The sequence below is a fragment of the Lactobacillus sp. ESL0259 genome (assembly GCF_003693045.1).
GTDB lineage: Bacteria > Bacillota > Bacilli > Lactobacillales > Lactobacillaceae > Lactobacillus > Lactobacillus melliventris.
In genome coordinates, this window is the sequence record NZ_REHP01000005.1 from 305,148 (window position 1) to 327,927 (window position 22,780).

At 36.0% G+C, this 22,780-nt stretch carries 25 protein-coding genes; 24 read left to right on the forward strand and 1 reads right to left on the reverse strand.

The features are described from left to right. The first annotated feature begins 6 nt into the window (after window positions 1–6). The 24 genes from murD to F5ESL0259_RS03835 all read left to right on the forward strand — a co-directional run bounded on the left by murD (window position 7) and on the right by F5ESL0259_RS03835 (window position 22,567). Complete coding sequence (gene murD / locus F5ESL0259_RS03720; protein WP_122037514.1) at window positions 7–1,386, forward strand: UDP-N-acetylmuramoyl-L-alanine--D-glutamate ligase; 1,380 nt, start codon at window positions 7–9, stop codon at window positions 1,384–1,386. 1 nt (window position 1,387) lies between these two features. After that, window positions 1,388–2,494 (forward strand): undecaprenyldiphospho-muramoylpentapeptide beta-N-acetylglucosaminyltransferase, encoded by a 1,107-nt coding sequence (gene murG, locus F5ESL0259_RS03725; protein WP_122037515.1) that lies wholly within the window; start codon window positions 1,388–1,390, stop codon window positions 2,492–2,494. A 16-nt stretch (window positions 2,495–2,510) separates the two neighbouring features. After that, a complete protein-coding gene (locus tag F5ESL0259_RS03730) occupies window positions 2,511–3,368 on the forward strand; it encodes a cell division protein FtsQ/DivIB (protein WP_122037516.1) in 858 nt (285 codons plus the stop codon). Between the two features lie 62 nt (window positions 3,369–3,430). Next, window positions 3,431–4,789, forward strand: coding sequence for a cell division protein FtsA (ftsA, locus tag F5ESL0259_RS03735; RefSeq protein WP_122037517.1), 1,359 nt, complete (start codon window positions 3,431–3,433; stop codon window positions 4,787–4,789). A gap of 14 nt (window positions 4,790–4,803) precedes the next feature. Next, window positions 4,804–6,141, forward strand: coding sequence for a cell division protein FtsZ (gene ftsZ / locus F5ESL0259_RS03740; protein WP_122037518.1), 1,338 nt, complete (start codon window positions 4,804–4,806; stop codon window positions 6,139–6,141). Between the two features lie 15 nt (window positions 6,142–6,156). Continuing rightward, on the forward strand, window positions 6,157–6,597 hold the full coding sequence (locus tag F5ESL0259_RS03745) for a cell division protein SepF (protein WP_046324747.1): 441 nt from the start codon (window positions 6,157–6,159) through the stop codon (window positions 6,595–6,597). Beyond that, window positions 6,597–6,902 carry a YggT family protein gene (locus F5ESL0259_RS03750; protein ID WP_122037519.1) on the forward strand — a complete coding sequence of 102 codons (306 nt, stop codon included), beginning with the start codon at window positions 6,597–6,599 and terminating at the stop codon, window positions 6,900–6,902. Before F5ESL0259_RS03745 ends, F5ESL0259_RS03750 begins: the two co-directional genes overlap by 1 nt. 177 nt (window positions 6,903–7,079) lie before the next feature. Beyond that, window positions 7,080–7,910, forward strand: a complete 831-nt coding sequence (locus tag F5ESL0259_RS03755) for an RNA-binding protein (protein ID WP_233558038.1) — start codon at window positions 7,080–7,082, stop codon at window positions 7,908–7,910. Further along, entirely contained in the window at window positions 7,877–8,686 is an 810-nt protein-coding gene (locus F5ESL0259_RS03760; protein ID WP_046324749.1) for a DivIVA domain-containing protein, read from the forward strand. Before F5ESL0259_RS03755 ends, F5ESL0259_RS03760 begins: the two co-directional genes overlap by 34 nt. A gap of 220 nt (window positions 8,687–8,906) precedes the next feature. Next, window positions 8,907–11,696, forward strand: coding sequence for an isoleucine--tRNA ligase (ileS, locus tag F5ESL0259_RS03765; RefSeq protein ID WP_122037520.1), 2,790 nt, complete (start codon window positions 8,907–8,909; stop codon window positions 11,694–11,696). Then, on the forward strand, window positions 11,696–11,902 hold the full coding sequence (locus F5ESL0259_RS03770; protein ID WP_122025989.1) for a cold-shock protein: 207 nt from the start codon (window positions 11,696–11,698) through the stop codon (window positions 11,900–11,902). Before ileS ends, F5ESL0259_RS03770 begins: the two co-directional genes overlap by 1 nt. Before the next feature lie 14 nt (window positions 11,903–11,916). Further along, window positions 11,917–12,480, forward strand: coding sequence for an NUDIX hydrolase (locus F5ESL0259_RS03775; protein WP_122037521.1), 564 nt, complete (start codon window positions 11,917–11,919; stop codon window positions 12,478–12,480). A gap of 1 nt (window position 12,481) precedes the next feature. Next, window positions 12,482–12,820, forward strand: coding sequence for a hypothetical protein (locus F5ESL0259_RS03780; RefSeq protein ID WP_046324753.1), 339 nt, complete (start codon window positions 12,482–12,484; stop codon window positions 12,818–12,820). An 18-nt stretch (window positions 12,821–12,838) separates the two neighbouring features. Beyond that, window positions 12,839–13,537 (forward strand): 5'-methylthioadenosine/adenosylhomocysteine nucleosidase, encoded by a 699-nt coding sequence (locus F5ESL0259_RS03785; protein ID WP_046324754.1) that lies wholly within the window; start codon window positions 12,839–12,841, stop codon window positions 13,535–13,537. Next, window positions 13,538–14,689, forward strand: a complete 1,152-nt coding sequence (locus F5ESL0259_RS03790) for a cysteine desulfurase family protein (RefSeq protein ID WP_122037522.1) — start codon at window positions 13,538–13,540, stop codon at window positions 14,687–14,689. 54 nt (window positions 14,690–14,743) lie between these two features. Continuing rightward, complete coding sequence (locus F5ESL0259_RS03795) at window positions 14,744–15,085, forward strand: DUF1831 domain-containing protein (RefSeq protein ID WP_122037523.1); 342 nt, start codon at window positions 14,744–14,746, stop codon at window positions 15,083–15,085. Between the two features lie 5 nt (window positions 15,086–15,090). Then, window positions 15,091–16,215, forward strand: a complete 1,125-nt coding sequence (mnmA, locus tag F5ESL0259_RS03800) for a tRNA 2-thiouridine(34) synthase MnmA (protein ID WP_110446028.1) — start codon at window positions 15,091–15,093, stop codon at window positions 16,213–16,215. Between the two features lie 118 nt (window positions 16,216–16,333). Further along, the gene (locus tag F5ESL0259_RS03805) at window positions 16,334–16,990 is read left to right on the forward strand and encodes a histidine phosphatase family protein (protein ID WP_122037524.1); all 657 of its coding nucleotides are present in this window, start codon (window positions 16,334–16,336) and stop codon (window positions 16,988–16,990) included. Continuing rightward, window positions 16,987–17,631, forward strand: coding sequence for a tetratricopeptide repeat protein (locus tag F5ESL0259_RS03810; RefSeq protein ID WP_122037525.1), 645 nt, complete (start codon window positions 16,987–16,989; stop codon window positions 17,629–17,631). Before F5ESL0259_RS03805 ends, F5ESL0259_RS03810 begins: the two co-directional genes overlap by 4 nt. Further along, the gene (locus tag F5ESL0259_RS03815) at window positions 17,628–20,003 is read left to right on the forward strand and encodes an ATP-dependent RecD-like DNA helicase (RefSeq protein WP_122037526.1); all 2,376 of its coding nucleotides are present in this window, start codon (window positions 17,628–17,630) and stop codon (window positions 20,001–20,003) included. The genes F5ESL0259_RS03810 and F5ESL0259_RS03815 overlap by 4 nt, the downstream gene beginning before the upstream one ends. A gap of 9 nt (window positions 20,004–20,012) precedes the next feature. After that, window positions 20,013–20,402 (forward strand): DUF1828 domain-containing protein, encoded by a 390-nt coding sequence (locus tag F5ESL0259_RS03820; protein ID WP_122037527.1) that lies wholly within the window; start codon window positions 20,013–20,015, stop codon window positions 20,400–20,402. A 94-nt stretch (window positions 20,403–20,496) separates the two neighbouring features. Continuing rightward, on the forward strand, window positions 20,497–21,210 hold the full coding sequence (locus tag F5ESL0259_RS03825; RefSeq protein ID WP_158595994.1) for an ABC transporter ATP-binding protein: 714 nt from the start codon (window positions 20,497–20,499) through the stop codon (window positions 21,208–21,210). Between the two features lie 8 nt (window positions 21,211–21,218). Next, the gene (locus F5ESL0259_RS03830; protein WP_122037529.1) at window positions 21,219–22,010 is read left to right on the forward strand and encodes an ABC transporter permease; all 792 of its coding nucleotides are present in this window, start codon (window positions 21,219–21,221) and stop codon (window positions 22,008–22,010) included. An 11-nt stretch (window positions 22,011–22,021) separates the two neighbouring features. After that, window positions 22,022–22,567 (forward strand): GNAT family N-acetyltransferase, encoded by a 546-nt coding sequence (locus F5ESL0259_RS03835; protein WP_122037530.1) that lies wholly within the window; start codon window positions 22,022–22,024, stop codon window positions 22,565–22,567. A gap of 117 nt (window positions 22,568–22,684) precedes the next feature. Here F5ESL0259_RS03835 and F5ESL0259_RS09075 read toward each other — a convergent pair whose 3' ends face one another. Further along, a complete protein-coding gene (locus tag F5ESL0259_RS09075; protein WP_370448790.1) occupies window positions 22,685–22,777 on the reverse strand; it encodes an IS3 family transposase in 93 nt (30 codons plus the stop codon). Between the last annotated feature and the right edge of the window lie 3 nt (window positions 22,778–22,780).

Here is a 22,780-nt window from a genome sequence, read left to right on the forward strand (position 1 = left end):
AGTTCAATGAGGCAAGTTAAGACTTATCAAGGTAAAAATATTTTAGTTTTAGGCCTCGGCAAAAGTGGTTTTGCAGTAAGTAAATTACTGCTTGAACTTGGTGCAAAGCTAACTTTAAACGACAAGGCTGATTTAAGTAAAAATCAAAAAGCACAGGAATTGGAAAAACTGGGCGTGCGAATAATAGGTGGCAGACATCCAGTAGAATTATTACACCAAGAATCTTTTGCTTACTTAGTAAAAAATCCGGGGATTCCCTATGAAAATTCAATGGTGCAGGAAGCAAGAAAATTAAATTTGCCAATTATTACCGAACCTGAAATTGCACTGAGTGTTAGTGAAGCTCCATATATTTGTGTTACAGGCTCAAATGGCAAAACTACTACGGTAATGCTAGCACAGAAAATTCTGGAGCATCATCTGGCTAAAAATGGCCATCATGCCTATGCAGTTGGTAACATTGGTGTTCCAATTTCTGAAGTCGTGAAAAAAGTTACCAAAGATGATATCTTGGTTTGCGAAACTTCTAGTTTTCAACTGCTTGGCGTAACAGATATTGATCCTAAAGTAGCTGCGATTATTGATATTTATCACAATGTCCATTTAGATTATCACAAGACTTTTGCTAATTATGTTAATGCCAAGCTAAACGTTACCAGGACGCAAACTTCAGATCATTATTTTTTAGCTAACTTAGATCAAAAAAATATTTTTGAAGAAGAAAAGAAAGTTACAAAAGCAAAACTAATAACTTTTTCCGAAAATGATCGAACTGCCGACTATTTTATTGCTGATGGCTATTTACAGAATCAACATGAAAAAATCATTAAGACCACCGAGATGAAATTACCCGGTATCCATAACCAACAGAATGCGTTGGTTGCCAGCGCAATTGCACAGATTATGGGAGCAGCTATCAGCGATATCCGGGCAGTATTAACTAGTTTTACTGGGGCAAAGCATCGTTTGCAATATGTTATGACCTTGGAAGGCCGCAAAATCTATAATGACTCCAAATCGACAAATATAGAGGCGGCTTCAGTTGCTATTCCCTCTTTTGAAGATCCTGAAGTCTGGATCGCTGGTGGGTTAGATCGCGGTTTTACTTTTGATTCCTTGGTCCCACTTTTAAAAAAACATGTTAAAGCCGTGGTTTTATATGGCGAAACTCGTTATTTACTGGCTGATGCAGCTCGTAAAGCTGGCATTAAAAACATTGTCATTGAAAATACATTACAAGAAGCAGTACCAAGAGCATATGAATTAACAAATCCTGGTGATGTATTGTTATTTTCACCAGCTTGTGCGTCATGGGATCAATTTCGAACCTTTGAAGAACGTGGAGACTATTTTGTTAACTTTATAAAGGAATTGAAGACTAAATAAAATGAGAATAATATTTACAGGTGGAGGAACTGGCGGCCATATTTATCCTATTATGGCAATTATTGAACGATTAAAAGAGCGCAATTTGGCGACCAATGATGAAATACTCTTTGTTGGTACCAAAAATGGTCTTGAAGCTAAAATAGTTCCAGCAGCAGGAGTAAATTTTAAAACGATTGAAATGCGCGGATTTTCTCGTAAACATATAATGAGTAATTTTTCTACAATTAGTTTGTTTCTTAAGGCCACAAAAAAAGCTCAAAAAATTATTAATGATTTTAAGCCTGATATCGTGATGGGAACTGGTGGTTATGTCAGTGGTGCCCTAGTGTATGAAGCAGCAAAAATGAAGATTCCGACTCTGATTCATGAATCTAATTCAGTAGTTGGCGTTGCTAATAAGTTCTTAGGTCACTATGTAAACAAAATTTGTTATACGTTTGATGATGCTGCCAAGCAATTTTCGGAAAAGAAAAAGTTGGTAAAAACAGGAAATCCACGTTCTCAACAAGTATTAAACTTGTCATCAACAAAGATTGATTTGCAAAGCAAATGGGGTCTTAATCCCCAAATACCGACAGTGTTGGTTTTTGGCGGTTCTCGTGGTGCTTTGGCTATCAACCGGATAATGTTAAAATCACTGACTCGGCTTGAAACAAAGCCATACCAAGTCATTTGGGTGACAGGAACTTATTATTATCAAAAAATTGCAGAAAAACTATCCAATGTTAATTATGGTGAAAGCATCAAAATCTTACCGTATGTTAAGGATATGCCAGCACTCTTACCAAAAATGATTTGTGTAGTTTCGCGTTCAGGAGCCACTAGTATCGCGGAATTTACTGCTTTAGGAGTCCCAGCTATTTTGATTCCTAGTCCAAATGTAACTAATAATCACCAAATGAAAAATGCTCTTGATCTTGAAAAAGCTGGCGCAGCGACAGTGATTGCAGAAAGTGAACTCAATATTAATAACTTTATTTCTTCAATTGATCATATTGTGTTGGATCGTAAATACTATAAGGAAATGAGTAAGGCGTCTAAAAAACTAGGAGTTTCTGATGCTTCTGATGAAGTAATTAGAGTAATGCAAGATTTAGCTAAATAAAAAGAAGGTGAGGCAGTTGACAAAAAATCGAGTAACTAAAATTGACCCTAAAGAAAAGCTATCGCCATATTTAAGTCATCAATCAAGTAAGAAAAAGAAAAATTTCAGGACTAATACAAAAATTTCTGCCTCTCTTTCTAAATTACATAATGAACGTAAAACTGCACTTTTAAAGAGATTGGGACTTATAATAGGTGTTTCAGTAATAGCGCTTTTAGGACTTGGTTATTATATTTCGCCACTGGCAAATGTTCAAAGTATTCAAATTAGCGGGGAAAATGATTTACCAGTAAAAGAAGTTGTAAGAGCAACAGATATTACAGCTAGTGATAAAGTAGTCGATTATCTTCTTAATAAAAATGGCGTATCCCGTAAACTCTCTGCCAAATACTCAGAAGTAAAAAACATCAAAGTTCAAGTTAAAGATTTTAATCATTTAATAATTGAAATTGATGAATATCCCACAAAAGGATACATTAAAACTTCTAAAGGATATCGTAAAATACTTCCACAGGGAAAATTGGGATCTCAGTTTATTCCTTGGTCAAAAGTGTATCCAGATAAACCAGTTTTTGTAGGCTACGATCATGAAGTATCTCTCAAAAAAATTCTTCATTTATTTAATAGTTTACCTCCTGATTTTCAGGATCAAATTAAATTATTAAGTGGTAATACCCGAAGAAAATCACAAGTGATTTTTCTAATGAAAAACGGGAATGTAGTTATTGGCAACGTCTCAACCCTAAAAAGTAAAATAAAATACTATAATAAAATAAAACCTAAAGTGGGAAAAAATACGCTGATTGATATGGAAGTAGGGGCGTTTAGCAGGCCGCTTACACCAAATGAAAAGCGTGCATACGGTTTAATATAAACTGATTTTAAGCTGGTTTTATGGTAAAATTTTTTTAGGTAGCACTGACGGGGGGAAAAATTTTGGACAATTCGAATTTATTAGTGGGCTTAGATATTGGTACCACAAGTGTGAAAGCGGTTGTAGCTGATTCTGGTAAAGTTATTGGAGCTGTTGCAATTCCTAATAAAGGGATGCGACATGGTAATATAGTTGATATCGACGAAACAGCTTCTGCAATTAATAGGGCTTTAAAAGAAATAGCCAAAAAAACAAATGCAAATATTTATCGGGTCGTAACAGGTATCCCTGTGGGTATGCTTCAACTTGAAACTGTAAGTGATTTAGTTAATGTTAGCGATAATGGTCAAGAAGTAGGTAACCATGATGTTACACGTGTAGTCCGAGCTGCCATCAGGTCTGCTGTGAAAAACGAACGGGAGCCTATTTCTTTTTTACCAAGTCGTTTTCTAATTGATGGTAAAACCGAAGTAGATGATCCGCGAAAAATGATTGCTCATTCTTTATCGGTACAAGGAATCATGTTAACAGCACCAGCCAGTCCTTTACATAATATCAAAAAGGCTATTGAGCGTGCTGGCTATTCCAATAACTTTTTTATTCCAACTCCACTTGCTATTGCCAGCGTAGCTTTAAATGAAAGTGAACGCCATTTTGGTTCAATTATCCTCGACTTAGGTGGAGGAGTTACGACAGCTACGGTAATTCATAATAATCAAATTAAATATGCTAATATCGATTTTGAAGGTGGCAGTGATATTAGTAATGACATTTCGGTTGTTTTAAGTACTTCTAACAAGGATGCAGAACAAATAAAACTTGATTATGGTTATGCTGATCCTAGCCTGGCATCTGCTAAAAATAAATTTGCCGTTAACAGCGTTGGTTCAAATGGCCAGCAAATGGTTGACGAAAAATATTTAAGTGAAATTATTAACGCCAGGGTTATCCAGACTATTGCTAGAATTAAAAAAGGTTTGGTTAAGCATGATGCTTTGGAATTACCTGGTGGTATTATTATTACTGGCGGAAGCAGTCTTTTGCAGGGCTTTGATAGTATAATAGCTAATACTTTGAATGTTAAGGCGCGAATTTATCAGCCTGACCAAATTGGAATGCGTAATCCAATATACTCAGCGGCTTACGGAGTAGTTAACTATGCATATAAAATGTCCGAAATCGATTTCCTAGTAATTAGTGCTATTTATGGCAGAGGTGCTCTCGGTCAAGGGAAGCAGTCTACTCAAGAAAAACCAAAAATTTCAAAAAGAACAGTAACTCTTAATGAAACTAAAAGAAAAGAAGAATATAATAGACATGGGTTACTAAAGCGAGAGCAATCTCCGCATAGTAAGACAAAAAATAATACGCAAAATAAAGATAAAGGCTTTAAGAACTTCTTCAAAAAGTTCTTTGATTAAAGGTGGTTAATTAGATGGATTTCACGTTCGATTCAGACGACAATAAAAATGCTGTCATCAAAGTTATCGGTGTCGGTGGTGCTGGTGGTAACGCTGTTAATCGAATGATTGATGACGGTGTGCAGGGAGTTTCCTTCGTTGCTGCTAACACTGATGTACAAGCATTAAATAGCAATAAAGCAGAGAATAAAATTCAGTTAGGCCCTAAGTTGACAAGAGGACTGGGAGCTGGCTCTCACCCTGAAGTTGGCCAAAAGGCTGCAGAAGAAAGTGAACAGACAATTGAAGATGCTCTAAAGGGCGCTGACATGATCTTCATTACTGCTGGAATGGGTGGTGGTACTGGAACTGGTGCTGCACCAATTGTAGCTAAGATTGCCCGCGAAACGGGTGCTTTAACTGTTGGCGTTGTAACTCGTCCTTTTACTTTTGAAGGACCAAAAAGATCAAAAAATGCCGCTGAGGGTATTGCGCAGTTGAAGCAGTACGTTGATACTCTTGTAATTATTGCCAATAATCGTTTGCTAGAAATGGTTGACAAAAAGACACCAATGATGGATGCCTTCAAAGAAGCTGACAATGTCTTAAAACAAGGTGTTCAAGGTATTTCTGACCTAATTACTTCAACTGACTATGTCAACCTCGACTTTGCCGATGTTAAAACTGTTATGGCTAATCAAGGCGCTGCTTTAATGGGTATTGGCCGTGCAAGTGGCGAAAATCGCACTGTTGAAGCTACAAAACTGGCAATTTCTTCCCCTTTGCTTGAAGTATCGATTGATGGTGCTAAGCAGGTACTGCTAAATATAACTGGTGGTCCTGACTTAACTTTATTTGAAGCGCAGGATGCTTCAGAAATCGTTTCTAAGGCTGCAGGTGACGATGTTAATATAATTTTTGGTACTTCTATTAATCCTAATTTGGGAGATGAAGTTGTAGTTACTGTTATTGCGACAGGAATCAACTCTCAAGCAGAGGAGGAAGCCTCAAAGCAGCTCCCGGGTCATAGTCACCAGATTAAATCCCAACCAGGTCAAGCCAATACATCTCCAGAAAGAAAAATTAACTCAGTTAACAGACCTATGGAGCAAAATACGGCAGTAAGCGAAAATTCCAGTGCAGTTCAAAGTGCACCTAAACATAAGCCAATGGTTGATCCGACAAGTGTTTGGGGCCTGGATAACGATGATGAGGGTAACCGTCGGTCAACACCTTTTGCAGCAAATCAGGATGATAGATCTAGTTCATTTGATGAAGACGATCAAAGTAGCATTTCACAAATCGAAACTAATGCTTTTGATGATGACGATACTGATGATATTCCATTTTTCAGGCATCGTGGTGAAAACTAATAGGAGGCAAGAGAAATGGCTTTTAGTAAAATAGGCAAATTTTTCGGCGTGGCAAATGATGAAGATGAAATGTTAGATGACGAATATGCAGAAGAGCAGCAATTAAGTGATGAAGACAGTTTTCCTGCTGGTGCTGTTAACCGCGATAAAGTTGTTTCCATTAAATCTGGTATGAATGCTGCCAAAAGCAAAATTGTGCTTTATGAGCCACGTGTTTATTCAGATGCTAAAGAAGTTGCACAGAATTTATTGAATAATAAAGCAGTAATTATTAACTTTAGCAGAATGGAAGATGCATCAGCCAGAAGAATCGTTGATTTTATTACTGGTACAGTGTACGCTTTAAATGGTGAAATTCAACGTATCGGTGATAAAATTTTTTTAGCTACTCCCCCAAAGTTTGTCACGAATGGTAAAATTAGCGATCTAGTTGATAAGAAAGATTCTTTAAGTTAATGGCAGCAAATATCATATATTACAGCATTAATGTTATTGACTATGTAATATGGATTTACAGTATAGTCATGGTAATTGATGCAATTTTAAGTTGGGTTCCTTCTCTACGCGATTCAGCTGTGGGTCGCATAATTAATCGAGTAATTGACCCTTATTTGAATATTTTTCGAAAGGGGCCAATTGCCAGACTGTCTAATGCCACTGGATTAGATATTTCATTTTTAATTGGTTTGCTTTTACTTTATTTTGTCCAAGATTATGTTTTAAATTGGATTGCAAATATTTTATTTCATTTATTTGTTTAACCTCCAATCCTAATAAAGAGCTGGTAAATTTCGTTATAACTTTGACGAGAGCTACTAGCTCTTTATTTATCAGTTGGCTCAATTATTTCCTAAAATAAAAGAAAGTCACAGTTCATGCTATAATAATTTACGAAGTGACAGAGTAGTAATTTCACCTTCACTATTAGGAGGCAGTTCTTGAAAGCATCTAATATCTCAAAACGTAGTTTTTATATTAAAAATGTGGTCTTTAGGGGAAATTTATCTGACCAAAAAACAGTTGATAGAATGAATGGGCTTATAAATGATGTCATTTATAAACATCAAAAAGTTTTAACTGAATTTTTAGACCCAGGGGAAAGAGATATTTTAAAAAAGCTGGCTGGAAATGAAGTTTGCCTGCAAAGCTTTGGTGGCTATTTAAACGCTGAAAAAAAGAGAGTTGTTATAACAGAAGATTGGGCTACTGGTTCATCTCTGTCATATCAAATCAGTCTTTTTGAAATTGAATATCCTCAAAAATTTGTTTCTTTGACACATAGTGATGTATTAGGAAGTATAGCTAATGCTGGAATAGAAACGTCTACATTTGGTGATATTATTACGGATGGGAATGGGCGCTGGCAATTTTTTGGCAAAAGTGAACTAACTGATTTTTTCCAATATGAAATTACTCATATAGGCCACACAAAAGTTAAATTAAGGCCTATTTCAAGTGAAAAAATATTAGCAGTTGATGATGATAGTAAACACTTAACGGTAATTGCTTCTTCATTGCGATTGGATGCAGTTTTGGCAGCGATCGCTAAACAAAGTAGAAGCCAAATTAAAGCCAATATTAAGAATAATTTAGTTAAATTAAATTGGCATACTATTAAAGATTTTAATATAATAATTGAAGAAGATAATGTTCTTAGCCTAAGACATTTTGGCAGATGTAAAATTATGGGTATTTCAACAACAAAAAAGGGCAATTATAAGGTGGTATATAAGCTATGGCAAACGAAAAGAAAGAAACGCAGAAGCTGACTCCGATAAAAATTCACAATAAAGAATTTAAAAAAAGAGGATTAAGTGGATATGACAGGCATGAAGTTGATAGTTTTTTAGATCAAATTATTAACGATTATGGTGATGTATTAGATCAAAATGTTGATTATAAAAATAAAATAATACAATTACAAGATCGAGTTTCAAATTTGCAAAAGCAAGTTGCACAGTATCAGCAGAATGAAAATGCTACTAAAGAAGCCATAAATAATGCAAAGATCAAAGCAGAAAGAATTATCAATGACGCTACAGTTCAGGCAAATAATGCAACTGAGCAGGCTAAAATTGATACTGATTATCAGCGTCAGCAACTGGAAACTATTAAGTTAGATTATGAACGGGTCAAAAAGGAAACTTCCGGTTATCGCAGGTATATACAAGAACTTTTGCAAAAAGCAATTGAGAATCTGAATGACGAAAAGTGGCAAAAAGCTCTTGATCAATATTTTGATACAGAACGATTTTATCCTCCAGATGGTGCAGAACCAATCATGCTCACCGATGAGGACGAGGATGTCGATGAAGACGATGACGATGATGATACTGATGAAGAAGATGAGGATTTTGAGGTTGACAACGATACGGATGATGAAGTAAACTTTGAACAAGACTCTGAAGAAACAAATAATAGTCCTCAACCAATGACCGGTGACAGTCCTAGTATTGAAACTGTTAATAACGACGATGCTGCAGCCGATAATAATTCTGGTGGAACTACTATTATTTTTCCGGATGACTATAAAAATCATAAATGACAAACTGACAGTAAAACTTGCGAGCAATTCAGCGAATTAGTGAGGGTGTGAGTCTAATATAAGAGCTTAAAAGTTGATCAGCTGTTAATGATGGTTTGTCACGGTAGTTGCACGATACGCAATTCATTAAGTGGAGTTTAGCAACTCAATTTAGGTGGTACCACGATATTAACCTCGCCCTAATTTTAGGACGAGGTTTTTTGATAGGAAGGATTAAAAAATGAGAGTGAAAGATACACTTAATTTAGGTAAAACTAAATTTAAGATGCGGGGCAATTTGCCAGTACGTGAAGCACAATGGCAAAAAGAATGGGAAGAAAATAAATTATATGAACAGAGATTAAAATTAAACAAAGGCAAGCCAAGATTCGACTTGCATGATGGTCCTCCCTTTGCAAATGGTAATATTCATATTGGTCATGCGATGAATAAAGTGTCTAAGGACATAATCGTTCGCTTCAAAAACATGAACGGTTATTATGCTCCTTATGTTCCGGGTTGGGATACTCATGGTTTGCCAATTGAACAGCAATTGACTAAACAGGGCGTTGACCGCAAAAAAATGAATCTTGCGGATTACCGTCAACTTTGTCAGGATTTTGCCAGTAAAGAAGTTAAAAAGCAAATGACTGACTTTAAGCGTTTAGGCGTAATGGGAGACTGGGACCACCCATATATTACTTATCAGCCAGAATATGAGGCAGAAGAAATTCGCGTCTTTGGTAAAATGTATGAAAAAGGTTATATCTATAAAGGTAAAAAGCCCGTTTATTGGTCTCCTTCAAGTGAATCAACATTAGCTGAAGCTGAAGTTGAATATCACGATATTAAATCACCTTCAATTTATGTTTCATTTCCTGTAAAGGACGGTAAGGGAATTCTGAATCCTGAGAAGACATATTTCTTGATTTGGACAACTACACCTTGGACTATTCCTACTAACCAAGGGATTACAGTCAATCCAGGGTTTGATTACTCAGTAGTCCAGGTTAACGATAAGTGTTACGTGGTTGGAACTGATCGTTTAGAAGCCGTTGCTGAAGAATTGGGCTGGAATGACTATGAAGTGGTGCAACATCTTAAGGGTAGTGAAATGGACCGTATGGTTGCTAAGCATCCTTTGTATGATCGTGATGCCATTTTAATGAATGCGATGCACGTTACTGCTAGTGATGGTACTGGCTTAGTTCACACAGCTTCCGGCTTTGGTGAAGACGACTATAATGTTGCTCAAAAATATGGTCTACCTGTATATAGTCCTATGGATGACAAGGGCTGCTTTACTGCAGATATTAATGATCCTGATTTAGCTGGCTTATTTTATGATGATGCGAATAAAGTTGTCAGCGAAAAATTAAAGAAGTCAGGGAATTTACTCAAGTTAAGTTTCTTTACCCACTCTTACCCACATGATTGGCGCACCAAGAAGCCCGTAATTTACCGTGCTACCACACAATGGTTTGCTTCTGTTGCTAAGTTTCGTCAGCAAATTCTTGACCAAATTGATCAGGTTAAATTTACGCCTTCTTGGGGTCAATTACGCTTACACAATATGATTAAAGATCGTGGTGACTGGGTAATTTCCAGACAGCGTGCTTGGGGTGTTCCACTGCCAATCTTTTACGCAGAAGATGGCACTGCAATTGTGACGCCAGAAACTATCGAGCATATTGCCCAGATTTTTGCTAAAGAGGGCTCAAATGCTTGGTACAAGAAGACTGCTAAGGAATTATTGCCCGAAGGTTTCACTTCTGAACATTCTCCAAATGGTAAGTTTACTAAAGAAAAAGATATTTTGGACGTTTGGTTTGATTCAGGGTCTTCCCATCAGGCAGTTATGGCCAAAAGACCAGACTTGAGATTTCCGTGTGATCTTTACCTTGAAGGTAGTGACCAATACCGTGGGTGGTTCAATTCAAGTCTGATTACTTCTGTAGCTGCCACGGGTAAGGCACCTTATCGTGGTATTTTGTCACAAGGCTTTGTTTTAGATGAAAAAGGACATAAAATGTCTAAATCGTTAGGTAATGTAATTTCTCCAAACGATGTCATCAAACAAATGGGTGCAGAAATAATTCGGTTATGGGTTGCCTCAGTTGACACGACTTCTGACGTTGCCGTTTCACAAGATATTTTACGTCAAACTTCTGAAAGTTATCGTAAAATTCGTAATACTTTCCGTTACATGCTGGCTAACACCTCAGACTTTGATCCACAAAAAGACCGCGTGGTTTATGAAAATCTCAATTCTATTGATCAATACCTGGAAGTTAAACTTAACGATTTAGTTAAAACTTGCCTTGACAGTTATGAACGTTACGACTTTAATAATGTATATAAAAAGGTATTTGCCTTTATCTCAAACGATTTATCAGCATTTTACCTGGACTTTGCCAAAGATGTTCTTTATATTGAAAGCAAAAATAGTCATGCGAGAAGATCAATGCAAACTGTAATCTATGACGCAGCGGTAAAACTTGCTAAAGTCATGACACCAATATTGCCTCACACAATGGAAGAAGTTTGGTCCTTCTTAAAAGAAAAAGAAGATTATGTCCAGCTTGCTGACATGCCTGAAGTTGAACAATATGATAATCATGATGAGCTTCTGGAAAATTGGCAGAAATTCATGAATTTACGTGATGATGTTTTGAAGGTGCTCGAAGAAGCACGTGATCAAAAATTAATTGGTAAATCTTTTGAAGCAGCTGTTACAGTTTATCCCACAGATGAGATAAAAACTGTTTTAGCTAATCTTGATGCCAACTTTAGACAAATTTTGATTGTTTCTAAATTAACGATTGCTAAGGGTGAGGCACCGGCAAATGCTCAAAAATTACCAAATGGTGCTTTTGTAGTTGAGCATGCTAAAGGAGAAGTTTGTCCTCGTTGTCGCATGATTAGAACTGATATCGGAGCTGATAGTGAAGTACCAATGCTTTGCGGTAGATGTGCTAAAATTGTCAAAGAGGATTACCCTGAAGCTGTACAGGAAGGCTTAGAAGAATAATGCGCTACGGAACAGTAAAGCAATTCGATCGTAACAGTAGTTTTGGTTTTATTACTGATAATGAAAACCAGAAATCATATTTTGTTTTTTATACAGCAATAAAAGAAGAAGGTTATCGCCGCTTACAAGTAGGACAAAAGGTTAAATATCAGCTTGCTCAAGGAAAAAATGGACTCCAATGTGTGAACGTATATTTAGCTGATTAACAGGAAAGTGAATAATGGATTTAACAGAAACTGAAATCTCTTCAAAACAAATTTTTACTGGGCGTATAGTTGATCTTTCAGTTAGAACGATCAAATTACCTAATGGTGAAACTGCAACAAGAGAAGTAGTAAAACATCAGCCTGCTTCGGCTGCCATTGCAGTAAATGATAAGCAAGAAATGTTGCTGGTTGAGCAGTGGCGTGAGCCGATTAAAGAGTTGACTTTGGAAATTCCAGCAGGATTGATAGATGAAACTGATGCCAGTCCATTAGATGCCATGAAAAGGGAATTAAATGAAGAAGGCGGTTATCATGCTGACTACTGGGAAAAGATAACGGAATTCTATTCGTCGCCTGGCTTTACTAATGAGAAACTATACTTATTTTATTGTGATACATTAACCAAATTGACTGATAAAAAGGCGCTTGATCCTGACGAATTTTTAACTGGTCACTGGTATAGTTTGGAAAAGTTGAAACAGCTTGCGGCACAAGGTAAAATTGTTGATGCCAAGACATTATATGCAATGAGTGTTTGGGAGAATATGTTGCTTACCAGTGCTAATACAAGGGATTAAAATGACAGAAAAGCGATCTGATTACCGTAAAAAATTAAAAAAGAAAAAAAGCAAAAATATTTTAAATACAATTAAATCTGCTTTTGATGATAATGATGCTGAAGTTGACGTTAACCCTGATTTTACCCGTAATGAAGATGAAGTTATACAACCAAATGAATCTTCAAATAAAAGGGCAAAGACTCAGGGGCAGTCTCCGAGAAGAGAAAAGAATAAGTCACAATCTCAACCAACTACCAGTCAAGACAAAGCGTTAAGACTGAAAGGTAAGCTTAATCGTGCCATTCTCATCGTTTCAATTTTAATTATTTTGGTATTATTGGCGTTATTTCACTTATAAATAAAAACGAGGGTAAAAATGAAGATAGCAATTATTGTCCCGATGGAAATTGAGGCTGAATATTATCATAAGTATTTTCACTCTGGTCACAAAGAAATGTTCGGATCTACCACATTCGAGCATTTTTGCGTTAACCACAATGATTTATATATTGGTTTGAGTGGAATTGGTAAAGTCCAAGCTGCTATGAATTTAGCTAGTTTGCTATGCCAGCTTAATATTGATTTAGTTTTTATGACTGGTACAGCAGGATCTTTACAGCCCAATATTCAAAAGGGCGATTTGATTTTAGCCAGTTCATTTGCTTATCACGATGCGCATAATACTCTAGCAGGGGATTATGTTGAAGGACAAATACCAGGTGAACCGGCAGAGTTTGTTTTGAAGTCGACTGTTAGAACACAATTTGCACAGTTTTTGCAGCATGAGAACATTGAATATAAAGAGGGACTTATTGTCACAGGCGATTCTTTCATTGGTTCACAAGCACAAAAAAATGATATTAAGCATAATTTTGCTCAAGCTTTAGGAGTTGAGATGGAAGGGGCTGCTTTTGCACAGGTGGCTTATCATTTTAATAAGCCTTTAATAGCTTTGCGAGCTATTTCTGACAATGGCAATCAAGATGCAAATGAAGACTTTGATCAGTTTGCACAAAAAGTGGGTGCTAAAGCGGCTAAAATTATTTGTACTTACATAGAGAAGATGAATTCATAAATGACAGAAATTTACTTGGATAATGCTGCTACGACACCTATGTCTGCCAAAGTAATTAATGTGATAGCTGAAGAAATGAAAAATGACTTTGGTAATGCTTCCAGTACTTATGAATTAGGACGTAAGGCCCGTCATGTCATTGATCTTGCCAGGCAAGAAGCTGCCCGAGCAATCAATGCCAGCGAAAATGAGATAATTTTCACCTCCGGTGGATCTGAGAGTAATAATACTGCTATTTTTGGGACTGCTCATAGTCGCAAAAATATTGGTAAACGCATTATCACAACAAAAATTGAACATCCCTCTGTTTTAAAGCCAATGCAGCAATTGGAAAAAGAGGGTTATGATGTTATCTACCTTGATGTAGATACAGATGGTCGGATATCATTGGCTGATTTGAAAAGGGCTTTAACTCCGCAAACTATTTTGGTATCTGTAATGGCAGTTAATAATGAGGTTGGAACAATCAATCCTTTGGCTGAAATTGGTGCAATGGTAAGACAAAGTAATGCCTATTTTCATGTAGATGCAGTTCAAGGATTAGGAAACATTAATCTTGATGTTGCTAAAATGAATATCGACTTATTATCCACTTCTGCTCATAAAATCAATGGTCCTAAGTTTCTGGGATTTTTATATGAAAAAAATTCTATTAAACTACCACCTTTAGTTTATGGTGGGGAACAGGAAACTAAACGCAGGGCTGGAACTGAGAATGTACCTGGAATTGCGGGTTTTGGTGAAGCAATTAGTGAAATTGGAGCTATAGATAAAAATAAGCTCCAGGCTAATTATCAGAAGTTGCAAAAAATTATTTTAAATGAACTTGATCAAGCTAAAATTGAGTATCAAGTTAATGGTGGAACTAAAAAATTTGATTCTCATCATGTCCTAAACTTGCACTTTACTAATGTCAATACGACTATTCTACAAACAAACTTAGATTTGGCTGGGTTTGCGGTTTCAGGGGGTTCTGCATGTACCGCAGGAACACTTGAGCCTTCCCATGTTTTAGTGGCTTGTTTTGGTAAAAACTCTCCGCGAATATCTGAATCAATTCGCATATCATTTGGACGATATACTACTGAGGAAGAAGTTTCTGCTTTTGCAAGGCAGTTGGTTAAAATTGTGGCTAAAATACAAAAGAAATAAAAAAAATTGCTTTTTTAAAAAGATATGCTTATTATAAGTAAGTGAGGTAATATTATGGCAAATACGGTTATGATTAATGGTGATCAACGTAAGTTTACGCTTAGTCCAGACTTGAAATTATACGCACTGATTGATGCCGGTTTTGTTAAAACTGTTAAGGGCAATTTTAATTATGAGCATCCACTTTATAATGATTCACCATATAACGCCCCAACAAAGTTGAAAATGACCATTAACAAGGAAATGACCCGTTTAACAATGGTCGTTACTGATAGAAATGGCTTGCAAAAGGTCAATATTTTTAAAAATAAGCAATTGGCTCCCACAGTGGAACTTTTAAATTATATCTTAAAAGATCTTGAGGAACGTAAAATTATTGTCGCTGTGAAGGATTGATTAATTTGGTAAAGAAAAACAAAAGAGTAGTTGTAGGAATGAGTGGCGGGGTAGACTCTTCAGTTTCCGCCCTTCTTTTGAAAAAACAAGGATATGACGTAATTGGTGTCTTCATGAAAAACTGGGATGATACCGATGATTCTGGTATTTGTACAGCTACTGACGATTATGAAGATGTTAAAAAAGTTGCTGATCAAATTGGTATTCCTTATTATTCAATTAATTTTGAAAAGGAGTATTGGCAGCGAGTTTTTGAGTATTTCTTAAATGAATATAAAAAAGGGCGCACGCCAAATCCTGATGTAATGTGTAATAGTCAGATTAAATTCAAATCCTTTTTAGAGTTTGCTTTCAATCTGGACGCAGATTATATTGCAATGGGGCATTATGCAAAAACTATAACTGATAAAAATGGCATCACACACATGATGCGTCCTAAAGATGGTAATAAGGATCAAACTTATTTTTTAAGTCAGTTAAATCAAAAACAGATTAGCCGCGTTATTTTTCCATTAGCCAATCTCACAAAGCCGCAAGTCCGGGAAATTGCAATAGAAAATGGTTTAGCTACAGCGAAAAAGAAAGATTCCACTGGTATTTGCTTTATTGGGGAAAGAAACTTTCGTAAGTTTTTGAGTGAATTTTTACCTGCCCAGTCTGGTGAAATGATTACGCCAGATGGTAGAGTAGTTGGTCATCATGCTGGCTTAATGTATTATACAATCGGTCAGAGATCCGGTTTAGGTCTAGGTTCAACTAAAGAATCTACGGCTCCTTGGTTTGTTGTCGGCAAAGACTTGCAAAAAAATCAATTGATTGTGGAGCAGGGTTATGACAGCAAGCTACTTTATGCCACTGAATTAGAAGCTAGTGACATGTCATTTTTTACTGGACAGCCCAAGCATGATTTTACAATTCATTGCAGTGCCAAGTTCCGTTATCGTCAACCAGATGTCGGCGTGACAGTTTCTTATGATGCTGCAGCAAACAGGGCAAAAGTTTACTTTGATGAGCCGGCTCGCGCTGTCACTCCTGGACAAGCTCTGGTTCTTTATCAAGGTGAAGAGTGTTTAGGCGGCGGTAATATCGACTGCGCCTACCAGAATGAGCAGCAACTACAATTAGTCTAATACAAATGAGTTAGGAAAATGTGTCATGCATTTTCCTTTTTATTTGTGTTCATTTTTCTTTTAAACTAATTAAATGATAAACTAGATAGCAACAGCTATAGAAAAGAGTAATTAATGAATGCAAATTTATTTTGTCAGACATGGTAAAACAGAATGGAATTTACAAAGACGTTTTCAAGGAGCTCACGGTGATTCACCACTTTTACCCCAAAGCTTAATTGATATTCAAAAATTAGGCAGTTTTTTAGCTGGCACTAAATTTGCCGGAATATATTCTAGTCCGTTGAAAAGAGCTAAGGCTACAGCGGAAGGCTTAGTAAAAACATTGAGCTGCCCTTCTGCAGTTAAAGTAGATGATCGTCTGCGCGAATTCGATTTAGGAGCAATGGAAGGCCTTACTTTCACCGAAGCTCAAGCCCAGTATCCCATGCAAGTAACTGACATATGGGATCATCCCGAAAAATATGATGGTCACAGTATAGGTGGAGAAAATTATTCTGAAGTCATTGCTCGCGGTAAAAGTTTTGGTCATGATATTGCGCTGAAGTTTAAGGCGGATGATAAAGTAATTGCTGTAAGTCACGGAGCGGCCTTAGGAGCAATTATGGGTGGATTGTTAGGCTATCCGTTGTCAGATATCAGACACAACGGTGGCTTAAGCAATACCAGTCTGACGATTTTAGAAACAAAAGATAAAGGCAAGACTTTTAACGCTTTAGTTTGGAACGAAACAGGATTTTTAGGTAGAAAAATGGTGGATTCAGATTCATTATGATAGAGAAAAGAAAATCAACAGGTAATTCCGATATTGTCCAAAAAAAGATACACGAATTAATTACGCAGATTGATGAAAAGCCAGATAGCAGTGAAAACTATTTAAAATTGGCAACCTATTTAATAAAACAGGGTAGCAGCGATCAAGCTACCGAGTTATTAGAAAAGGCTAAAAATCTGGTTACTCGTCCGCAGGATTTAGATTATGATCTGGCAGTGTGCTATTACTTGCAAGGTGAATTTAAAAAGGCCTTAAATATACTTAACCAGATTCCCAACGACGATTTAGTTTTATACCAAAAGGCTCTCGTTTTTTTCAAAATTGGACAAAAGCAAAAAGCACTTGCTTATGCTTTAACTATTAAACAAAGAGATGCCAAGACGTGGGAATTGATAGGAGATATTTGGCTTAGTCTTGGTGAAATCAATGAGGCAGAGTCAAGTTATAAAAAAATCAGGAAAGAGCAAAGGACGGCAAAAGTAAATTTCATGCTGGGAATCACGAGTTTGACACAAAACCGCCTAGAAGCAGAAAAGTATTTTGCCAAAGCTAAAGAGCAGGATCCCAAAGTTTTTGCCCAAGAAGAGCAAAAGTATGCTTCTGCACTAAAATTAATAACTAATGCGAGAAAGAAAAAATGACAACTTTTACCGGAAAAATTAACAGAATAGTTTTTGAAAATGACCAGGATCTATATAAGATACTTGATGTCACCATAATTGGCAAACTCGAAAAATACGATCGTGATGAAATTAAAGTTACCGGTAATTTTGGTGATGTCCAAGTTGGTGCAACTTATAGCTTTTCTGGCAGGCTAATTGTTCATAATAAGTTTGGCCTGCAATTTCGTTCAGATAACTATAAACTGGCTTTACCTCATGAAAAAGGTAGTTTAATCAGCTACTTGAGTTCAAGTAAATTTCCGGGAATCGGTAAAAAGGCAGCTAGTGCAATAATTTCAGACTTAGGAATGGATGCACTAACAATTTTAAAAGAAAAACCTGAAAAAGTAGCGACTTTGTCATTAACCAAAAAACAAAAAGATAGTCTGCTAAATGGTGTCAGCTTAATGGATTCTTATTCTGAAACTGTACTAAAATTAGCGCAATTTGGCTTAAATAAAAAAGTAGCTGGTAGACTTTACCAACTTTATCATGGTGACACTCTAACCAAATTGGAAGAAGATCCATATGCTTCTATTGCTGAAGTTACGGGTTATGCATTTAAAAGTGCAGACCGAATAGGTAGTAAACTAGGAATTGGTTCTGCAGATCCTAAAAGAGTTAATGGCGCTATTTTTCAGATTTTGCTTGATGAAGTTGCTAAAGAAGGTAATACATACATTAAACTGGAACAGTTGCTAACAGAGGCTGGTAAATTGCTTCAAGTTGATCAATTTGATGTCATAGCTGATTGCGTTAATAATCTCCAGCATCAAGGTAAAGTGGTGGTAATAGGGGAAAATGCAGCGCTGCAGGAAATTTATGAAACTGAAACTGATATTGCCAATGCAATGAAAAATTTGGTGGAAAAAAACCACAAGAGTTCGAATTATAGTGAGAAGGAATTAAACCGCGCTATAGCGCAGGCTGAAGTAAAGTTAGAAATAACTTATGATGAAACCCAAAAAGCTGCTATTAAAAATGCTTTAACTAATCCCATTTCAATTTTAACAGGAGGCCCAGGAACAGGTAAAACAACTATCATTAACGGTATTCTGTTAGCATTGCGTGATTTAGCTAAAATACCTGCATCATCCTTGTATAGTACGGATCCACCATTTTTGCTGGCAGCACCCACAGGTCGTGCTGCAAAAAGAATGGAAGAAATCACTGGTATTACCGCTAAAACAATCCATCGCTTATTAGGATTGGGAATTGGAGAAAATGATGCAACTGATTTGAACGAATTAAATGGTGAGATTTTAATCATTGATGAAATGTCAATGGTAGATATGTTTTTGTTTAAACAGTTGGTTTATAGCATTAATGAGACTAAACATATTGTTTTCGTAGGAGATAAAGATCAACTGCCTTCTGTTGGTGCAGGAAATGTGTTTGCTGATTTGATCAAATCGCAAGCTTTTCCCACTACAGTTCTCAAGCAAATCCACCGTCAAGGTGATGATTCCAGCATTATCACACTTGCTCATGACATTAATATGGGTAAAAATGTCCAAGAATTATTTCAAAAAACCAGCAACTATTCCTTCATTTCTTGTCCACCTCATGAAGTCGCTCACGTAGTTAGTCAAATTGTTGAGCGAGCTTTGGCAAAAGGTTTTAATCCCGATGATATCCAAGTCTTAGGGGCTATGTATCAGGGCGATGGCGGAGTAAATAATTTGAATGATGTAATTCAGGAAATTATGAATCCAGCTAAGCCAAACAGTAAAATTCTGGAAGTGCATGACGAGATTTTTCGTATTGGTGATCGCATTCTACAGCTGCAAAATAATCCGGAAAAAGATATTTATAACGGTCAAATCGGCAAAATTTTAGCAATTGATAACGAAAATTCGCAAAAGTGTATGGTTGCTGACTTCGATAATAGGGAAATTACTTTTAGCAAAAAGGATCTTTTCGATTTAACTAGAGCATATGCAATTACTATTCATAAAGCCCAGGGTTCTGAATTTCCTTTAGTTATCCTTAGTCTGACTATGCAAAATTATGTCATGCTCAAACGTAATTTGTTATATACTGCTGTTACTCGTGCAGAAAAAAATTTGGTTTTAATTGGTGACCCTCGTGCTTATGAAATGGCTTTGACTACTTCTGGTAACGATCGCAAGACTGGCTTAACTACTAAATTACAAGCGACGTTAAAAGTTGAGCCCAAGGAAACTAAGAAGCAGATTCCAGCTAAAAGTGACCAAGACGTTTTATCAAATTCTGAAGAAATAAGTCCTGAGAAAAAGAATTATATTTTGACACCTGAATTGATTTACTCAGGGCAGATAGATCCTATGATTGGGATGCAAGATGTCAAGTTAGTAACAAGAGCGGGGTAAAAATTCGCTATGATAGGAAAAAATGCTGATTTGAATGAGTTTAATGATGCTTTACAAATATGGGTTAATAATCATACTCATGTTTTACTGCTGGATCAAATTACCCTGGAAGTTGAAACAATTTATCGAGATTCTTTTAATGAGTCAGTTTATTGTTTTGTAGAAAGAACTGCAAAAGAAAAGTTTATTGTCAGTGATGATGGCCGTTCACTTTTTAAGCTTGATCCTAGTGCAAGTGACGTTGATTTAATAGCAACTATTGGTGATATAGCGATAGCCTCAGAGTTTAATTTTAATCTCCAAAATGGCGTTATCAGTGCTAAAGCTGACAGACAAAATTTAATCGACACCATTATGCGTTTAGCGCAACTCCAAGTAAATATTTCATATCTTAATTAAAAAATTTTTCAAATAAAATTTTTATTGCTTTTTTTAAAATATAATGATTAAATTAGTAATATTATTTTATTTTAATCTGGGGGGAGCAAAATCTATGACAATAGTTTTTGATCAGGTAAAGAAAAATTACGGTAAAAAGCCAGTTTTACATGATATTAACATTAAAATCCCTTTGGAACCTACAGTAATTGGTTTAGTTGGACCTAATGGTGTGGGAAAATCAACTATGTTAAGACTACTTGCAGGAGTACTAGTACCAACTGAGGGCACGATCAGGAATGATCAAACGAAAGGATCCTATTTTAAATGGGCAAGTTTGCACACAAGTTTTGTTGCCTCTGGAGAGAGGGGTCTTATGTACAGACTAAATACCCTTGAAAACGGAATGTACTTTTCCTCACTTAAGGGAATTAGTACTAAAAGAACGGAAAATAATATTCGTAAGATGGCTCAAGATTTTAATTTTTCAAATGAACTTAATACTTTTTTTCAGAACTTGTCCACTGGCTTAAAGAAAAAAGCTGCTATCTTGGTGGGAGCTGCAATGGGAACAGAAGTTTTACTCTTGGATGAACCATCAAATGGTTTGGACATAGCAGCTCAAGAGGATTTAGCCTCTTTTATTCTGGATTTAAAAAATAAGAATGGCAATATTATTTTCATTTCTTCTCACGATACACAGATGCTCTCTGGAGTTGTTGATCACTATCTCTTCTTAAGAGATGGCCAAATAGAGCAAAATATTGAACATAAAATGGCTGAAGATGACCTAATTTCTGAATACCGTGAAATTTATAAGCGAAAGTAGGAAGCAAAATGAAAAAAATCAAAAAGCTATTTAATATTTTTTGGGTACAATTATATTTAGAGCTAAAACTGCAAATGCGCTATGTTAATTCTGCTATTAGTTCGCTTGTTTTATATGCTGGAGCTTTTTTAATTGTTATCCTTTTCACCAACCCTGCCCAGTTGGGCCAGGCATATGGTACCAAACAAGGGGTTTTATTTACCATTGTTGGCTTTTTGTTTTGGAGTATTGGTATTGCCTCATTGGGTGGATGTAGTAATGGGGTGGAGACTGATGAGCGAACTGGTCTGCTTGAAAGTGAAACTCAATCCGTCTTTCCCTTGTGGGTTCTATACTTTATTCAAACTTTGGCAGAAAACTTATTTGTTTGGATCTATCTCTTAATTATAGGACTTGTAGCCTCGTTTTTTTCAATGTTTACAGTAGCGGAATTATTAAAAGCTATATTATTGACGTTTGCTTTTTCCTTAATTTCCAACTTAGGAATGTTTGGCATCGGAATGATTTTTGCTTCTGGCTCCATTAGATTTAAAAGAATGGGACAGTGGGCTACTATTTTGCAGGCTTTATTGCTAATGTTGTCAAATGTTTATTTTCCAGTATATAATGCTTTTCAGGAGGTTATTCCTTACGTGGGCGGCATCGAAATAGTGCGGCAAATATTTCTTGGTCATGGAGTTTCATTGTCGAAACTGATGTTATTGATAGTGGTAAATGTAATTTGGTTCTTGTTTGGTATATTGATTTTCAATTATTGTATTAAAAAAGAGCGCAAAAACGGTTCATTTGACGCATTTTAAGTTAGAGAAAGGTGATATTTATTTTAACGTTTAAAAATGTTAAATGGGGAACAAAAAATTATTTTAAAGTAAAAAAATTATATTTAAGTGCATTTCCAAAAAGAGAGCGGTTTCCAATTAGTGGCTTGCTTGCAATGGGTCTGCAAAAAAGAGTAAATTTTCAGGCCATTTATGACCAAGAAAATTTTATAGGTTTAATTTTCTGGACTTATGCGAAGCAAATCATTTATATTGGGTATTTGGCAGTTGATCCAATCTGGCGTGGCAAGGGCTATGGTAGTGAGATTTTAAATCTAATGAAAAGAAACCATCCAGGTCAGGAAATTGTTTTGGACATTGAACCAGTTATTAAAACAGCAAAAAACTACTCTCAAAGGATCAACAGATTATTATTTTACAAACATAATGGCTTCAAACTAACTCAAGATAATTTAGTTGACGAAGGGGGTCGTTATTCGATTTTAAGCTCAGATAAACACTTTAAAAAGCGTAGTTTAAGTCAACTGCTTGATCATATGAGTTTTAATTGCTATAAGTATAAAATTGTAAAAAGGTAATAATAACTAGCGGTCTAAAAGACTGATATTAAAAAGTGTATATCTTATTAAGGCAAATGTAGTCAAACACAAAAAACCGAGCATAGTGAAGCTAACCCCTAAAACTGGACGTTAGTTTTATATCATTTTACTTAAGGCTTGATTCCGATATTGAATCGGAGTTAAGCCTTTTAGTTTGTGCCGAATTCTATCTTCATTGTAATAACTTATCCA

Coding starts and splice junctions, on each gene's coding strand:
- murD (WP_122037514.1), top strand. CDS start 7: ATGAGGCAAGTTAAGACTTATCAAGGTAAAAATATTTTAGTTTTAGGC.
- murG (WP_122037515.1), top strand. CDS start 1,388: ATGAGAATAATATTTACAGGTGGAGGAACTGGCGGCCATATTTATCCT.
- ftsZ (WP_122037518.1), top strand. CDS start 4,804: ATGGATTTCACGTTCGATTCAGACGACAATAAAAATGCTGTCATCAAA.
- F5ESL0259_RS03745 (WP_046324747.1), top strand. CDS start 6,157: ATGGCTTTTAGTAAAATAGGCAAATTTTTCGGCGTGGCAAATGATGAA.
- F5ESL0259_RS03750 (WP_122037519.1), top strand. CDS start 6,597: ATGGCAGCAAATATCATATATTACAGCATTAATGTTATTGACTATGTA.
- F5ESL0259_RS03760 (WP_046324749.1), top strand. CDS start 7,877: ATGGCAAACGAAAAGAAAGAAACGCAGAAGCTGACTCCGATAAAAATT.
- ileS (WP_122037520.1), top strand. CDS start 8,907: ATGAGAGTGAAAGATACACTTAATTTAGGTAAAACTAAATTTAAGATG.
- F5ESL0259_RS03770 (WP_122025989.1), top strand. CDS start 11,696: ATGCGCTACGGAACAGTAAAGCAATTCGATCGTAACAGTAGTTTTGGT.
- F5ESL0259_RS03775 (WP_122037521.1), top strand. CDS start 11,917: ATGGATTTAACAGAAACTGAAATCTCTTCAAAACAAATTTTTACTGGG.
- F5ESL0259_RS03780 (WP_046324753.1), top strand. CDS start 12,482: ATGACAGAAAAGCGATCTGATTACCGTAAAAAATTAAAAAAGAAAAAA.
- F5ESL0259_RS03785 (WP_046324754.1), top strand. CDS start 12,839: ATGAAGATAGCAATTATTGTCCCGATGGAAATTGAGGCTGAATATTAT.
- F5ESL0259_RS03790 (WP_122037522.1), top strand. CDS start 13,538: ATGACAGAAATTTACTTGGATAATGCTGCTACGACACCTATGTCTGCC.
- F5ESL0259_RS03795 (WP_122037523.1), top strand. CDS start 14,744: ATGGCAAATACGGTTATGATTAATGGTGATCAACGTAAGTTTACGCTT.
- F5ESL0259_RS03805 (WP_122037524.1), top strand. CDS start 16,334: ATGCAAATTTATTTTGTCAGACATGGTAAAACAGAATGGAATTTACAA.
- F5ESL0259_RS03810 (WP_122037525.1), top strand. CDS start 16,987: ATGATAGAGAAAAGAAAATCAACAGGTAATTCCGATATTGTCCAAAAA.
- F5ESL0259_RS03815 (WP_122037526.1), top strand. CDS start 17,628: ATGACAACTTTTACCGGAAAAATTAACAGAATAGTTTTTGAAAATGAC.
- F5ESL0259_RS03820 (WP_122037527.1), top strand. CDS start 20,013: ATGATAGGAAAAAATGCTGATTTGAATGAGTTTAATGATGCTTTACAA.
- F5ESL0259_RS03825 (WP_158595994.1), top strand. CDS start 20,497: ATGACAATAGTTTTTGATCAGGTAAAGAAAAATTACGGTAAAAAGCCA.
- F5ESL0259_RS03830 (WP_122037529.1), top strand. CDS start 21,219: ATGAAAAAAATCAAAAAGCTATTTAATATTTTTTGGGTACAATTATAT.